The organism is Nocardioides sp. (assembly GCF_035429765.1).
GTDB lineage: Bacteria > Actinomycetota > Actinomycetes > Propionibacteriales > Nocardioidaceae > Nocardioides.
In genome coordinates this window covers 1-13583 of record NZ_DAOMFK010000021.1, presented here as the reverse complement: position 1 = coordinate 13583, position 13583 = coordinate 1, and the positions used below count along the sequence as shown (strand labels likewise).

General features: G+C 71.1%; 16 protein-coding genes. 3 read left to right on the top strand and 13 right to left on the bottom strand.

What is annotated here, in order from left to right:
- Positions 1-5 precede the first annotated feature (5 nt).
- From PLP61_RS03960 to clpS, 4 genes are all read right to left on the bottom strand, one after another.
- Positions 6-278 (bottom strand): MoaD/ThiS family protein, encoded by a 273-nt coding sequence (locus PLP61_RS03960; RefSeq protein WP_324500578.1) that lies wholly within the window; start codon positions 276-278, stop codon positions 6-8.
- On the bottom strand, positions 278-733 hold the full coding sequence (locus PLP61_RS03955; RefSeq protein WP_324500576.1) for a M67 family metallopeptidase: 456 nt from the start codon (positions 731-733) through the stop codon (positions 278-280). The genes PLP61_RS03960 and PLP61_RS03955 overlap by 1 nt, the downstream gene beginning before the upstream one ends.
- A 93-nt stretch (positions 734-826) precedes the next feature.
- The gene (locus tag PLP61_RS03950) at positions 827-1411 is read right to left on the bottom strand and encodes a DUF2017 domain-containing protein (protein WP_324500574.1); all 585 of its coding nucleotides are present in this window, start codon (positions 1409-1411) and stop codon (positions 827-829) included.
- A gap of 7 nt (positions 1412-1418) precedes the next feature.
- Entirely contained in the window at positions 1419-1715 is a 297-nt protein-coding gene (clpS, locus tag PLP61_RS03945; RefSeq protein ID WP_324500572.1) for an ATP-dependent Clp protease adapter ClpS, read from the bottom strand.
- A 27-nt stretch (positions 1716-1742) separates the two neighbouring features.
- On the opposite strand from clpS, the gene PLP61_RS03940 reads away from it, so the two are divergent.
- Both PLP61_RS03940 and PLP61_RS03935 read left to right on the top strand, forming a co-directional pair.
- Positions 1743-3035: a nicotinate phosphoribosyltransferase gene (locus tag PLP61_RS03940; RefSeq protein ID WP_324500570.1), complete on the top strand. Its 1293-nt coding sequence runs from the start codon at positions 1743-1745 to the stop codon at positions 3033-3035.
- 52 nt (positions 3036-3087) lie between these two features.
- Positions 3088-3663 carry an isochorismatase family protein gene (locus tag PLP61_RS03935; RefSeq protein ID WP_324500568.1) on the top strand — a complete coding sequence of 192 codons (576 nt, stop codon included), beginning with the start codon at positions 3088-3090 and terminating at the stop codon, positions 3661-3663.
- Between the two features lie 27 nt (positions 3664-3690).
- On the opposite strand, the gene PLP61_RS03930 is transcribed toward PLP61_RS03935, so the two are convergent.
- The 3 genes from PLP61_RS03930 to PLP61_RS03920 form a co-directional block, all read right to left on the bottom strand.
- A complete protein-coding gene (locus tag PLP61_RS03930) occupies positions 3691-4563 on the bottom strand; it encodes a sugar ABC transporter permease (RefSeq protein ID WP_324500567.1) in 873 nt (290 codons plus the stop codon).
- Positions 4563-5576 (bottom strand): carbohydrate ABC transporter permease, encoded by a 1014-nt coding sequence (locus tag PLP61_RS03925; protein ID WP_324500565.1) that lies wholly within the window; start codon positions 5574-5576, stop codon positions 4563-4565. The genes PLP61_RS03930 and PLP61_RS03925 overlap by 1 nt, the downstream gene beginning before the upstream one ends.
- Positions 5577-5709: 133 nt before the next feature.
- Positions 5710-7005, bottom strand: coding sequence for an extracellular solute-binding protein (locus PLP61_RS03920; RefSeq protein WP_324500563.1), 1296 nt, complete (start codon positions 7003-7005; stop codon positions 5710-5712).
- 121 nt (positions 7006-7126) lie between these two features.
- Here PLP61_RS03920 and PLP61_RS03915 point away from each other — a divergent pair, with 121 nt between their 5' ends.
- Entirely contained in the window at positions 7127-8149 is a 1023-nt protein-coding gene (locus PLP61_RS03915; protein ID WP_324500561.1) for a LacI family DNA-binding transcriptional regulator, read from the top strand.
- 79 nt (positions 8150-8228) lie between these two features.
- On the opposite strand, the gene PLP61_RS03910 is transcribed toward PLP61_RS03915, so the two are convergent.
- From PLP61_RS03910 to PLP61_RS03885, 6 genes are all read right to left on the bottom strand, one after another.
- On the bottom strand, positions 8229-9995 hold the full coding sequence (locus PLP61_RS03910; RefSeq protein ID WP_324500559.1) for a DEAD/DEAH box helicase: 1767 nt from the start codon (positions 9993-9995) through the stop codon (positions 8229-8231).
- Positions 9992-10249 (bottom strand): DUF3039 domain-containing protein, encoded by a 258-nt coding sequence (locus tag PLP61_RS03905; protein WP_324500614.1) that lies wholly within the window; start codon positions 10247-10249, stop codon positions 9992-9994. Before PLP61_RS03905 ends, PLP61_RS03910 begins: the two co-directional genes overlap by 4 nt.
- 67 nt (positions 10250-10316) lie before the next feature.
- A complete protein-coding gene (locus PLP61_RS03900; protein WP_324500557.1) occupies positions 10317-10874 on the bottom strand; it encodes a YqgE/AlgH family protein in 558 nt (185 codons plus the stop codon).
- 16 nt (positions 10875-10890) lie between these two features.
- Positions 10891-11895 (bottom strand): DUF3048 domain-containing protein, encoded by a 1005-nt coding sequence (locus PLP61_RS03895; RefSeq protein ID WP_324500555.1) that lies wholly within the window; start codon positions 11893-11895, stop codon positions 10891-10893.
- A gap of 82 nt (positions 11896-11977) precedes the next feature.
- Positions 11978-12739 carry an SDR family NAD(P)-dependent oxidoreductase gene (locus tag PLP61_RS03890; protein ID WP_324500553.1) on the bottom strand — a complete coding sequence of 254 codons (762 nt, stop codon included), beginning with the start codon at positions 12737-12739 and terminating at the stop codon, positions 11978-11980.
- 78 nt (positions 12740-12817) lie between these two features.
- A complete protein-coding gene (locus PLP61_RS03885) occupies positions 12818-13240 on the bottom strand; it encodes an HIT family protein (RefSeq protein ID WP_324500551.1) in 423 nt (140 codons plus the stop codon).
- Between the last annotated feature and the right edge of the window lie 343 nt (positions 13241-13583).

Genomic DNA, 13583 nt, shown 5'->3' with positions numbered 1-13583 from the left:
GGCGCTCAGCCGCCGGCGACGGCCGGCAGCACCACGACCTGGTCGCCGTCGGCCAGCGCGGCGCCCAGGCCGCCGATGAACCGGACGTCCTCGTCGTTGATGTAGACGTTGACGAAGCGGCGCAGGTCGGCGCCGTCCACCAGACGCTCCCGGATGCCCGGGTGGTTGCTCTCGAGGTCGTCGATGAGCGCGGCCAGGGTGCCGCCCTCGGCGGAGACGCTCTTCTCCCCGCCGGTGTAGGTGCGCAGGATGGTCGGGACTCTGACCTCGATGGCCATCAGGGGGTGCTCCTTCGGTCGTTGGGCGCGGGCAGGTCGTCGCGGATGACGACCTCCTCCTCGGTCACCACGCCGTCCACGATCCTGTAGGACCGAAACTCCACCGGCCCCTCGTTATTCCCGTGCTCACGGGTGGACACGAGCACGTAGTGCGCGTGCGGCTCCTGCGCCAGGGCGATGTCGGTCCGGCTGGGGTAGGCCTCGGTGGCGGTGTGCGAGTGGTAGATGACCACGGGCTCCTCGTCGCGGGCGTCCATCTCCCGGTACAGCGCGAGCAGCTCGGTGGAGTCGAACTCGTAGAAGGTCGGGCTCCCCGCCGCGTTGACCATCGGGACGAACCGCTCCGGGCGGTCGCTGCCGGCGGGGCCGGCAACCACGCCGCACGCCTCGTCGGGATGGTCCCGCTTCGCGTGGGCGACGATCGCGTCGTACGTCGCACGGGCCAGGGTCACCATGACCGCCCACCCTATCCAGGGGTGGGCGGCGCCACGTGTCGGGTTCCCCGCCCGGGCGGGGGATCCTGCAAGCGGTACCGCCGCACGCCCGGCTCAGCGGCCCAGCGCGTCGACCAGGGTCTCCTGCAGGTACCCCACCCACTCGTAGATGTCGTGGGCGACGGTGCGCGGGTCCTCCTCGGGCAGGGAGTGCCAGTACTCCTCGTCGTCCTGCTCGACGCCCAGCCGCACCGCGAGCGCCAGCCGGATGTCGGTGAACGAGCGCAGCCAGGTCTGCGCCGCCGGCTCGTCCAGCTCCACGTCGATCACCAGCCCGGTCTCGGTGAGCTCGGGAGGCAGGCCGGCCTCCTCCAGCGTGTCGATCACGCAGGCGGCCGCCTCCGCCTTGCGGTCGCGCAGGCTGCCCTCGGTGAACCTCCGGAACTCCGCGGCCGCCTCGGGGTCCTCCGGGTAGGCGGTCGGGAAGAGCCGTTGCAGCACCGGGTCCTCCGGCTCCGCGGTGGGCCCGGTGAAGTCGAGCATCGCCTCGAGGGGGTCGTCGGAGTCCACCGGCGCGGCGCGCTCGTTGCGCAGCAGCTCCACCAGCTGCGAGGCCAGCGACCTGAGCAGGTCGGCCTCGAAGCCGGTGAAGTGGGCGATCACCCGCCTGCTCCGGCGATGCCGGGTGAAGCCGGTCACGGCGTCCTCACGCGGCCCTCTCCATCGTGGCCCACAGCCCGTACTCGTGCATCGCCTGGACGTCGCGCTCCATCTCCTCGCGGCTCCCGGTGCTCACCGCCGACCGGCCGTCGCGATGCACCTCCAGCATCAGCCGCTCCGCCTTCTTCCGCTCATAGCCGAAGTACCTCTGGAACACGAAGGTGACGTAGGACATCAGGTTCACCGGGTCGTTCCACACCACCGTCACCCAAGGCTTCGCCAGGTGGGTGACCTCGTCGGGAGTCGTGGTCGGCTCGACCTCGACCGGGCTGGGAGCGGACACGCGATCATGGTGGCACATACTGCTGCGATGAGCGCCTCGACCGCCCTGCTCACCGACCACTACGAGCTGACCATGCTGCAGGCCGCCCGCGCGGCGGGCACCGCCGACCGTCGCTCAGTCTTCGAGCTGTTCGCACGCCGGCTGCCGGAGGGCCGACGGTACGGAGTGGTGGCCGGCGTCGGCCGGGCGCTGGACGCGCTGGAGGGGTTCCGCTTCGACGGCGAGGCCCTCTCGACGCTGCGCGACGGGGGCGTGGTCGATGACGCGACCCTGGCCTGGCTCGCCGACTACCGGTTCACCGGGGACGTGTGGGGCTACCCGGAGGGGGAGGTGTACCTGCCCTACTCCCCCCTCGTCGTCGTGGAGTCGACCTTCGCGGAGGCGGTGCTGGTGGAGACGCTGCTGCTCTCGGTCTACAACCACGACTCGGCGGTAGCCTCCGCCGCGTCGCGGATGACCACGGCGGCCGGCGGCCGGCCGTGCATCGAGATGGGCTCCCGGCGCACCCACGAGGAGGCGGCGGTGGCCGCCGCCCGGGCGGCGTACGTCGCCGGCTTCCAGGCCACCTCCAACCTGGCGGCCCGGCAGCGGTACGGCGTACCGACGGCGGGCACCAGCGCCCACAGCTTCACGCTGCTCCACGACACCGAGACCGACGCGTTCCGGGCCCAGGTCAGCGCGCTCGGCACCGGCACCACACTGCTGGTGGACACCTACGACGTGACCGAGGCGGTCCGGCTGGCCGTCGAGATCGCCGGCCCCGGCCTGGGCGCGGTGCGCCTGGACTCCGGCGACCTGGGCGTGCTGGCCCGGCAGGTACGCCGCCAGCTCGACGACCTCGGTGCCACCCAGACCCGGATCGTGGTCACCAGCGACCTGGACGAGTACGCGATCGCCGCCCTGGCTGCGGCCCCGGTGGACTCCTACGGGGTCGGCACCGAGCTGGTGACCGGCTCGGGGCACCCGACCTGCGGGTTCGTGTACAAGCTGGTGTCACGGGCCGGCGAGGAAGGGCGGATGGTGCCCGTGGCCAAGAAGAGCCGCGACAAGGTCTCGGTCGGCGGCCGCAAGTTCGCGCTGCGGCGGCTGTCGGCCGCGGGCGTCGCTGAGGCCGAGATCGTCGGGATCGGCTCGCCCCCGCGGAACGACGGCAACGACCGGCCGCTGCTGGTGCCCCTGGTCCGGGACGGTGAGGTGGTGGGCCGCGAGGGGTTGGCGGCCGCTCGCGAGCGCCACCGGGCGGCCCTGGCCGAGCTGCCGCTGGCGGCCCAGCAGATGAGCCGCGGGGAGCCGGTCATCCCCACCCGGCACGTCGAGTGACGAGGCACACACAGCCGGAGGACGGTGGTCGGCCCGGCGATAGTGTCGTGCCATGAGGCGCGCGCTGATCGTGGTCGATGTCCAGAACGACTTCTGCGAGGGCGGTTCGCTGGCGGTGGCGGGCGGCGCCCAGGTGGCCCACGACATCGCGACGGTCCTGCACCACTGGACCCGTCAGGACCCCGACTCCCCGGACTACGCGCACGTGGTGGCCACCAAGGACCACCACGTCGACCCCGGCGACCACTGGTCGCGTACGCCGGACTACGCGACCTCCTGGCCGGTGCACTGCCGGGTCGGCACCGACGGCGAGGCCTTCCACCCCAACCTCGACCCCCAGCCCTTCGACGCGGTCTTCCTCAAGGGCCAGCACGCGGCGGCGTACTCCGGGTTCGAGGGGCGCGAGGCCGACGGCCGCTCCCTGGCCGAGTGGCTGCGCGCCCACCAGGTGGCCGAGGTGGACGTGTGCGGGATCGCCACGGACCACTGTGTGCGGGCCACCGCCCTGGACGCCGTCGCGGAGGGCTTCGCCACCCGAGTGCTGCTGCGGCTGACCGCCGGGGTCGCCGAGGACACCACCGCGCGTGCCCTGGAGGAGATGCGGGCGGCGGGGGTCACGCTCGCCTGAGCGACTGACGGCGGCCGCTGCGGACGGTCAGCCCTTGGTGCCCCCCGCGGTGAGACCGGCGACCAGGTGCTTCTGGGCGAAGAAGAACACGATCGCGGCCGGGATGGTCACCATGATCGCGCTGGCCGTGAGCAGGTCCCACTGCGGGTTGAAGCGCGGCACGAACTGCTGGAGGCCGGCACCCAGGGTGAGGTTCTTGTCGGTCTGGATGAAGGCCATCGCATAGGCCACCTCGCCCCAGGCGGTGAGGAAGGTGTAGAACGCCGTGACCGCCAGGCCCGGCCGGGCCAGCGGCAGGATCACCCGCCAGAACGTCGCGAACGGCCCCAGCCCGTCCAGCGCCGCGGCCTCGTCCAGCTCCCGCGGGATGGTCTCGAAGTAGCCCTTCATCATCCAGGCGCAGAACGGCACCGCCACGGTGCAGTAGGCGATGATCAGCGAGAGCTTGGTGTCGATCAGGTTGAGGTTGGCCATGATCGTGTAGATCGGGACGATCAGGATCGCCACCGGGAACATCTGGGTGAGCAGGAAGGTCCACATCAGCGTCCGCTTGCCCGCGAAGTTGAAGCGGGCCAGGGCGTAGCCCGCCGTGGCCGCCATCGTGATGCCGATCAGCATGGTGAAGGCGGCGACCACCACCGAGTTGAGGAACCAGCGGGGGAAGCTGGTGTCGAAGAGCACGTGGCGGTAGTTGTCCAGGGTCGGGTGGTCGATGAACTTGATGGTCGTGCGCTGGATGGCCCACTGCGGCTTGAACGAGCTCAGCGCCACCCAGAGCACCGGGAACAGCGCGATGATCGTGGCCAGCACCAGGGTGGTGTGCAGGCCCACGGAGGCCAGGTAGCTGCGCTCGCGGCGCTGCTTGGGCGGGGCGGTGGTGACGGGGGTCGTCGTGGTCATCAGAACACCTCTCCCTGGCTGCGCAGGACGCGACGGTAGATGGCGGCGTACACCACCAGCAGCGACAGGATGATCACGCCGTACGTCGCGGCGAGCGAGTAGTTGCGCAGACCCTGGAACGCCGCCTTGTAGGCGCCGGTCACGAGGATCTCGGTCTGGCCGGCGGGCTGGCCGCCGGTGACGAAGTAGATGATCGGGAACATGTTGAACGTCCAGATCGTGCCCAGCAGGATCACGGTGGCCGAGACCGGCCGCAGGCCGGGCATGGTGACGTTCCTGAACTTCTGCCACGGTGTGGCCCCGTCGATGGAGGCGGCCTCGTAGAGGTCGTTGTTGATCGACTGGAGCCCGCCCAGGATCGCCACCATCATGAACGGGACCCCCAGCCAGACGTTGGTGACGATCGCCGCGAACAGCGAGGTCCAGCGGTGGTTGAACCACTCGACCGGCTCGAAGCCGAGGTTCGCGATCACGTTGTTGATCAGTCCGAACTTGGGGTTGAACAGGAACTTCCAGGCGAACGCGCTGATGAAGGCCGGCACCGCCCACGGCACGATCAGCAGCACCCGGTAGACCCCTCGGGCCGAGAGTCGACGGTTCAGCAGCACCGCCAGCCCCAGCCCGATGGTGTAGTGGAAGAACACGCAGGAGACCGTCCACACCAGGGTGTTGGCGAACTCGCGCCAGAAGTGGCCCCGGGCGCCGGTGAGCAGGTCGACGTAGTTGTCGAGGCCGACGAACTCCACCTGGCGCGGGTTGGGCTTGCAGTCCTCGCCGCCGCCCAGGGTCTTGGTGCAGATCTCCGACTGCTGGTTGGCCTCGTTGAGGTTGGTGAAGGACTGGCCGACCCCGAGGACCAAGGGGTACATGATCAGCGAGGTGAGCACCACCACGGTGGGCAGCACCATCAGCCAGGCGTACCAGTTGCGGTCCCAGCTGCGGCGCACCCGTCCTGGGGCCTTGTACGGCGGCCGGTCCGTGGCGGTGTCGGGAAGTGGCTCCAGAGTCGTCATCACTGCTCCGAGGGGTCGGGGTCGGGCCGCGGGCGGGCGCCGCTGGTGCCCATCTTGTTCGGAAACGAGGATCGGGGGCCAGCCCCTGGCCGGCCCCCGATCACTCATGACATGGCGTGCTCCGTGTCGCCGGTTACAGGGTGTAGTCCGGGACCACGTCGGTCTTGTACTGCTGGGCGGCCTCGTCCAGCGCCTTCTGCACGTCCTCCATCTGGATCATGACCTTGGTGGCCATCTCGTCGAGCGGCCCGAAGAAGGTGCCGCCCTCGGGGATCCACGGACGCTGGACGGTCACGTCCAGCGCCGGCTGCCAGGCCGAGATCTTGGGGTTGTCGGTGACCAGGTCGTAGGCGTCGGCGTTGCCCGGGAGCAGACTGAGCTCGTTGGCGATGAACGCCTCGGACTCCGGCGAGCTCATGAACTGCACGAACGCGATCGCGGCGGCGGCCTTGGCCTCGTCCATGCCGGAGTAGATCACGTAGTTGTGACCGCCGACCGGGGCGCCCGCCTGGACCGAGCCCGCGGGGACGGCGGCGATGCCCAGGTTGTCGAAGCCGCCGAAGCCCGGAGCGGACTCGACGTTGGCGACCTCCCAGGGACCGTTGACGATCATCGCGACCTTGCCCTCCTTGAAGAGGGTCATCATCGTGCCGTAGGAGTCGTTGGCGTCGGGCTTGACCGCAGCGCCGCTCTTGACGAGGTCCTGCGCGGTGGTGACGCCCTTGACGTTCTCGGGCGAGTTCACGGTGATCTTCTGCGCCTCGGTGTCGACCAGGTCGCCACCCTCGCCGTACATGAACGGCAGCAGGAAGTAGCCGCCGGAGTTGATGTAGATGCCGTCGACGCCGGCCTTCTGCTTGAGCAGCTTGGCGTCAGCAGCGACCTCGTCCCAGGTGGCGGGCGGCTGGTCGATCCCGGCCTTGGCGAAGAGCTTCTTGTTGTACATCAGGCCGAGGGTGTCGGTGACCTGGGGCACGCCGTAGGTCTTGCCGTCGTAGACGTTGCTCGAGAGCGGGTTCTCCAGGAAGTTGCCGTCCAGCAGCGGCGTCCCGTCCAGCGCGTACAGGTAGCCCAGCGAGGCGAACTCGGGGACCCACGCGACCTCGGCCCGCAGGATGTCCGGCGCTCCGGAGTCCGCCTGGGCGGCGGTCTTGAACTTGTTCTGGGCGTCGGCGAAGGGCACCGACTGGTAGTTGATCGTGATGTTGGGGTAGGTCTCGTTGAACTTCTTGATCAGCTGCTTGAACGCAGGGGCCTCGTTGGTGGGGTCAGAGGTGTCCCACCAGGTGAGCTCGGCGCTCAGGCTCGTGGGGTCGACGCTGGCCCCCGGCGATTCCTCGGTACTGGTGCTCCCGTTGTCACTGCCGCACGCGGCCACGACAAGGGCGAGAGCGGCGGCTCCGGCAACGGCCGGCAACACACGACGCATGGGTGCTCCTTGTGGGGTGGATGGCTGAACCACTTGGCACAGTAGCAAGTCCTCCGCAAGGAATGGAAGTCCTTGCGGAGCATCTGCGCGTACCTTGCACAAATCGTGATGTGGCGGTTTCATGTTCCCCATGGCCACCCTTGCCGACATCGCCGGTCAGGCCGGGGTCAGCGAGGCGACCGTCAGCCGGGTCCTCAACAACAAGCCCGGGGTCAGCGACTCTGCCCGGCAGGCGGTGCTCATCGCCTTGGACGTGCTCGGCTACGAGCGCCCGGCCCGGCTCCGGCGTCGCAGCGCCGGTCTGGTCGGCCTGGTGGTGCCCGAGCTGGAGAACCCGATCTTCCCGGCGTTCGCCCAGGTCATCGAGGACGCCCTGGCCCGGCGTCGGTTCACCCCGGTGCTGTGCACCCAGTCGCCGGGCAGCATCTCCGAGGACGAGTACGTCGAGTCGCTGCTGGACCACGGGGTCGCCGGGATCATCTTCGTCTCCGGGCGGCACGCGGACACCCAGGCCGACCACGAGCGGTACCACTCCCTGATCGCACGCGGCCTGCCGGTGGTCTTCGTCAACGGCTTCGTGCCCGGGATCCACGCGCCGTTCGTCTCGGTGGACGACCACGCCGCCACGCAGCTGGCCGTGACCTACCTCGCCCAGCTGGGCCACACGCGGATCGGCCTGGCAGCGGGACCGGAGCGGTACCTGCCCTCCCAGCGCAAGCGCGCCGGGTTCGTGGCGACCCTCGGCCAGGTGCTCGAGATGGACCCGGAGGAGGCCGCCGACTGGATCGAGGAGGGCCTGTACACGGTCGAGGGCGGTGCAGCCGCCGCGCTGCGCCTGCTCGACCGCGGGGCCACCGCGATCGCCTGTGCCTCGGACCTGATGGCGCTGGGTGCGGTGCGAGCTGTCCGCGAGACCGGGCGCCGGGTGCCCCAGGACATCTCGGTCGTCGGCTTCGACGACTCGCGGCTGATCCAGTTCCTCGACCCCCCGCTCACCACCATCCGTCAGCCGGTGCTGGCGATGGGGGCAGCCGCCGTCTCCTACCTGGTCGACGCGATCGACGGCCACCCCGTCCCCGCGATGGAGTACATCTTCAAGCCCGAGATCGTGCTCCGCGGCTCGACCGGCCGCGCCCCCGGCTGACCCGGCACAAATGGCGCGGTCTGAGCCCCGCTCCTCGACGCAATTTGTGCCGGGTCGGCCGCCATTTGTGCCGGGTCGGTCAGGAGGAGGGGCGTAGCGCCCAGGCGCGCACGCGGTCGATCCGGGCGCGCAGCTGCGCCGCGTTGGCCACTGCCGCCGGTGGCCCGCCGCACTCCTGGCGCAGCGCCGCGTGGGTGACCGCGTGCGGCTGGCCGGTGCGGTGGTGCCAGGCCGCCACCAGCCCGTTCAGCTCACGCCGCAGGACGGCCAGCTGCTCGTGGGTGGTGGCCTCGGCGACGGAGGCGGCCGGCCCGGCCGGCGCGGCCCGGCCCTCCCGCTGGCGACGGTGGAGCAGGTCGCGCCACTGGTCGGGCTCGAGCAGCCCGGGGATGCCCAGGAAGTCCATCTCCTCCTCCGAGCCGACGTGCACCTCTCCCTCGTGGCCGAACGTGGCCCCGTCGTAGAGCACGTGGTCGAAGGTCGCGTGCGAGCCGAGTGCCTCGAAGGGCAGCGCCAGCTCCTCCGCGGACGCCGACTCGCCCGCCTCGGCGCGGGCCAGCAGGTCGGCCTCGGCGGCGAACAGGTCGTCCTCGTCGGCGACCCGGCGGCCCAGGACGTGGTCCCGCTCGACCTCCATCTCTGCGGCGTACCCCAGCAGCGACGGCACCGAGGGCACGAAGACGGAGGCGGTCTCGCCTCGCCGACGGGCCCGCACGAAGCGGCCCACGGCCTGGGCGAAGAACAACGGGGTGGCGGTGGTGGTGGCGTAGACGCCGACGGCCAGACGGGGCACGTCGACGCCCTCGGAGACCATCCGGACCGCCACCATCCAGCGTGAGTCGGCCTCGGTGAAGGCCGCGATCCGTCGGGAGGCCGCCTTCTCGTCGGAGAGCACCACGGTGGGCGGCTCACCGCTGATCCTCCGAAGCAGGCTGGCGTAGGCGCGGGCGGAGTCCTGGTCGGAGGCGATGACCAGGCCCCCTGCGTCCGGCACGTGCCGGCGGACCTCCGAGAGCCGACGGTCCGCCGCCTCAAGCACCGCGGGCACCCACGCGCCGCCAGGGTCCAGCGCGGTGCGCAACGCCTGCGCGGTGAGGTCCTTGGTGAGCGGCTCGCCCAGCCTGGCCGCGATCTCGTCCCCGGCCCGGGTGCGCCACTGCATCTCCCCGGAGTACGCCAGGAACAGCACCGGGCGCACGACCTGGTCGGCCAGCGCGTGGCGGTAGCCGTAGGTGAAGTCGGCCCGCGAGCGCGGCACGCCGTCCGCACCAGGCTCGTAGCTCACGAACGGGATCGGGTTGACGTCGGAGCGGAAGGGCGTCCCGGTCAGCGACAGCCGCCGGGTGGCCGGACCGAACGCCTCCTGCACGCCCTCCCCCCACGACAGCGCATCCCCCGCGTGGTGCACCTCGTCGAGGATGACCAGGGTCTTGAACCGCTCGGTGCGGATCCGCAGCGCCAGCGGGTTGACGGCGACGCCGGCGTAGGTGACCGCGATGCCGACGTAGTCGCTGGACGTGCGGCCCTTGCCCGCGGCGTACGCCGGGTCCAGCGCGATGCCGGCCCGGGCCGCGGCCTCGGCCCACTGCACCTTCAGGTGCTCGGTCGGGGCCACGACCGTCACCCGGTCCACGATCCGCCGGCCCAGGAGCTCGGCCGCGACCGAGAGCGCGAACGTGGTCTTCCCGGCACCCGGAGTGGCGACCGCCAGGAAGTCCCGAGGGTGGTCGGCGAGGTAGCGCTGCAGTGCTGCCGTCTGCCAGGCGCGCAGCGAGGTAGCCGTGCCCCAGGCCGCCCGGTCGGGCCAGGCGGGTGGGAGAGGGACGGCCTCGGGCCGTCCCGTCATGCGTCGGGGCCCTCGCCGCCGCCAGGCTTGAGGGACTCCCAGATCTCCTTGCACTCCGGGCAGACCGGGAACTTCTCAGGCGCCCGGCTGGGCACCCACACCTTGCCGCACAGGGCGACCACGGGGGTGCCCATCACCATCGCCTCGGTGAGCTTGTCCTTGGGCACGTAGTGGGAGAACTTCTCGTGGTCACCGTCCTCGGTCGGCAGGGTGCGCCGGTCCTCCAACGTCTGGGTGCCGGTCGAGAAGCCGATCGTCGGGTTGCTCACGAGGGACGAGTCTAGACGCTGCCCCCGACGCCGCCGGCTCGTGGCGGTCGGGTCAGTTCATGTCCGGGTCGACCGGACGGGTGGAGTGCCAGGCCAGCTGGCCCGGCTGGCGGCGCAGGACGTCGCGCCACAGCTCGGAGGGGTCGTCCCGGAACACGTCGGGTGCCTCGCCGGGGACGACGTACCAGCTGCCCTCCTCGATCTCGCCCTCGAGCTGGTCCGGGCCCCACCCGGCGTAGCCGGCGAAGATCCGCATGCCGTCGAGCCAGCCGTCGACCAGCTCGACCGGTGTGTCCAGGTCGACCAGGCCGAGCCGACCGACGACCTCCTTGAACCCGACGGGGGCCTCGGCGGAGGCGCGAAGCAGCCCCACCGCCAGCGCCCCCTCGGTGGAGACCGGACCGCCACGGAAGAGCACCCCCGGCTCGGCCACGACCTCGCTCCAGCCCGCCAGCACCTCGGCCACCGGCACCGGCGAGGGCTGGTTCAGGATGACCCCGAGCGCCCCGGAGTCGTCGACGTCGAGCATCAGGACCACCGAGTCGGCGAAGTTCGGGTCGAGGAGGGCGGGGGTCGCCACCAGCAGCATGCCCGGGGCCACCTCGCTCATGACCCCATCATGCCCCCTACTTGAAGGTGACCGCGCCGTTCTCCGCGGGCACCAGCTCGATCCACACGTGCCCCGCCGGGACGAGGAGCCTGCCCTTTCCGGTCTTCAGCTCCAGGTCCCCCGAGAGCCCGTCCTTCGACCAGGTGCCGCGCACCATCCGGCCGCCGTGGAAGAGCATCGCGGCGCCGCTGCCCTCGAACTTCGTCTCCGGAACCGGGTTGCCCGCCGGGTCGAGGTAGCCGGCGTCACCCACCTGCACGCGCAGCACCAGCACCGAGTCGGCCGGGAACTGGTCGTCGGCCGCGGCGTAGGTGTTCACGTTCACGTAGCCGCCGTCGCGGTACACCCACTCGCTGGTGTGCCCGCCGGAGAAGGTGGCCGCCAGCGAGGTGGCGCGCTTGCCCTTGGGCAGGTCGGACTCCTCGCCCCAGGGCAGGTAGTCGTCCGGACGTGCCGGCTCGCCCTTGGCCTTCGAGGCGATCTGGGTGAGGTCGGCGAAGACGTTGTACGGCGCGCTGCGGCTGGAGTCGCGGTAGATGCCGTGGGCGCCCTCCTGGAAGAAGGTGATCCCGGCGTCCTGGATCCGCGCGATGGTCCGGGCCGCGGCACCGCTGGTGACGACCGCCGCCCCGACGGGGGAGACGATCCCGATGTCGCTGGCCCGCATGGAACGGACCGGGCCGACCCGCTCGGCCAGGTCGGAGTAGAAGAAGACCGCCAGCCGGGTCAGGCCGCCCTCGACCAGCTCCTCGACGACCAGGTCGGCGCTGCCCAGACCCGCCTGCGGGCTGGCCGAGCCGGTGTTGTCGATCTTGGTGACGAGCACCGGGTACGGCTTCTCGACGTCCTCGTCGCCAGTCACCGGCAGCCCGGTCAGCGGCCAGGTGGTCGCCATCGTGGTGCCGTCCTGGACCGTGGGCCCCCCGTCGTCGGACTTCTCCGTGGAGTCCCCGCCACACCCGGCCAGCAGCACGCTCGCGGCGAGCAGGGAGACCAGCAGGGGATGGGACAGGCGGGACACGACAGCTCCGATCGTCACGGGTGGACCAGGGTCAAGTGTGAACGCGCGCGGCACCCCCTCCCGGGAGGCGCGCCCGGACCGCTCAGACCAGGGTGGCGCCGCCGTCGACGTACAGCGTCTGGCCGGTGATGTACGACCCCTCGTCGCTGCACAGGAAGGCGACCGCGGCCGCGATGTCAGCGGGGTAGCCGACCCGTCGCACGGGGTTGTGCTGGGCGTTGAGCTCCCGGAACTCCTCCACGCCCATCCCGAGTCGGGTCGCGGTCGCGTCGGTCATCTCGGTGGCGATGAACCCGGGGGCGACGGCGTTGACGTTGATTCCGAACGGACCGAGCTCGATGCCCAGGGTCCGGGTGAAGCCCTGCACGCCCATCTTGGCGGCGCTGTAGTTGGCCTGGCCGCGGTTGCCCAGGGCGGAGGTGCTGGAGAGGTTCACGATCTTGCCGTACTTCTGGGCCACGAAGTGCTTCTGGGCCGCCCGGGACATCAGGAAGGCGCCCTTGAGGTGGACACCCATCACCACGTCCCAGTCCTGCTCGGTCATCTTGAACAGCAGGTTGTCGCGGGTGACCCCGGCGTTGTTGACCAGGATGTGGAGCCCGCCGAGCTCGTCGACCACGCGCTGCACGGCCGCCTCGACCTGGTCGGCGTCGGCCACGTCCACCCCCACGCCCACGGCACGCACACCCTCGCCCAGCCGGGCGGCGGCGTCGGCTGCGGAGGACTCGTCCAGGTCCAGAATCGCGACCGCGGCGCCCTCCTCGGCGAACCGGGTGGCGGTTCCGAAACCGATGCCCCGTGCGGCGCCGGTGACCACGGCGACCCGTCCGTCAAAACGACCCATGATGCTGCCCTTCTTCGAGGTGGGGGATGGCCTCCACCCTAGATCAGCGCGGTCGACCCACCCGGGCCTGGGTCCGGGTCAGCGCAAGGCTGCGCGCAGCCTCGCGGCGTACGCCGCAGCCTCGCCCTCGGCGTACTTCGTGCGCGGCCAGAAGAAGCCCCGCAGCCCGTCCCCCTTCGTGCGCGGGACCACGTGGCAGTGCAGGTGCGGCACCGACTGGCTGACGGTGTTGTTGAGGGCGACGAACGAGCCCTGGGCGCCGAGCGCGTCGACCATCACCGTGGCCAGCCGCTGCTGCGCGGCCACGAAGCCGTCCCGCAGCTCCGCCGGCAGGTCCGGCAGGGTGACCACGTGCAGCCGCGGGACCAGCAGCACGTGCCCCTTGAAGACCGGGCGGGCATCGAGGAAGCCGACGAAGTCGGGAGACGCCAGCACCCGCTCCGCAGCGACCTCCCCCGCCGCGATCGCGCAGAAGAGACAGCGCTCGGTCCCCGGCCCCATGGGCCTCACCCTAGACGCGCTGCCGGCTCCGCCGAGGGTTCCGCCGGGCTCCGCGGCGGCCCGGTCGACCGCGGACGTCCGCAGGTGCTCTAGACCGGCTGCGGGCCTTCCTTGCGAAATCCGCGGTTCACCGAACGACGCGACCCATCTGCGATTCCATGACGACGAGCCGTTCTCGACGACTTGAACCGCTGGCCCGGACCGCACCCCCGACCCGGCCAGCGCCCCCAGAAGACGTCACGCGCGGGGCTCCCCCCTGCCCTGCGCACCCCCGGAGGAGCCATGAGTCACAGGCGCGACCAGCACCGTGCCACCGGCCGACAGCACGCAGTCCCCAGCCACC

Coding starts and splice junctions, on each gene's coding strand:
- PLP61_RS03910 (WP_324500559.1), bottom strand. CDS start 9,995: ATGACGGGACGGCCCGAGGCCGTCCCTCTCCCACCCGCCTGGCCCGAC.
- PLP61_RS03900 (WP_324500557.1), bottom strand. CDS start 10,874: ATGAGCGAGGTGGCCCCGGGCATGCTGCTGGTGGCGACCCCCGCCCTC.
- PLP61_RS03925 (WP_324500565.1), bottom strand. CDS start 5,576: ATGACGACTCTGGAGCCACTTCCCGACACCGCCACGGACCGGCCGCCG.
- PLP61_RS03930 (WP_324500567.1), bottom strand. CDS start 4,563: ATGACCACGACGACCCCCGTCACCACCGCCCCGCCCAAGCAGCGCCGC.
- PLP61_RS03940 (WP_324500570.1), top strand. CDS start 1,743: ATGAGCGCCTCGACCGCCCTGCTCACCGACCACTACGAGCTGACCATG.
- PLP61_RS03885 (WP_324500551.1), bottom strand. CDS start 13,240: ATGGGGCCGGGGACCGAGCGCTGTCTCTTCTGCGCGATCGCGGCGGGG.
- PLP61_RS03890 (WP_324500553.1), bottom strand. CDS start 12,739: ATGGGTCGTTTTGACGGACGGGTCGCCGTGGTCACCGGCGCCGCACGG.
- PLP61_RS03920 (WP_324500563.1), bottom strand. CDS start 7,005: ATGCGTCGTGTGTTGCCGGCCGTTGCCGGAGCCGCCGCTCTCGCCCTT.
- PLP61_RS03955 (WP_324500576.1), bottom strand. CDS start 733: ATGGTGACCCTGGCCCGTGCGACGTACGACGCGATCGTCGCCCACGCG.
- PLP61_RS03935 (WP_324500568.1), top strand. CDS start 3,088: ATGAGGCGCGCGCTGATCGTGGTCGATGTCCAGAACGACTTCTGCGAG.
- PLP61_RS03960 (WP_324500578.1), bottom strand. CDS start 278: ATGGCCATCGAGGTCAGAGTCCCGACCATCCTGCGCACCTACACCGGC.
- PLP61_RS03915 (WP_324500561.1), top strand. CDS start 7,127: ATGTTCCCCATGGCCACCCTTGCCGACATCGCCGGTCAGGCCGGGGTC.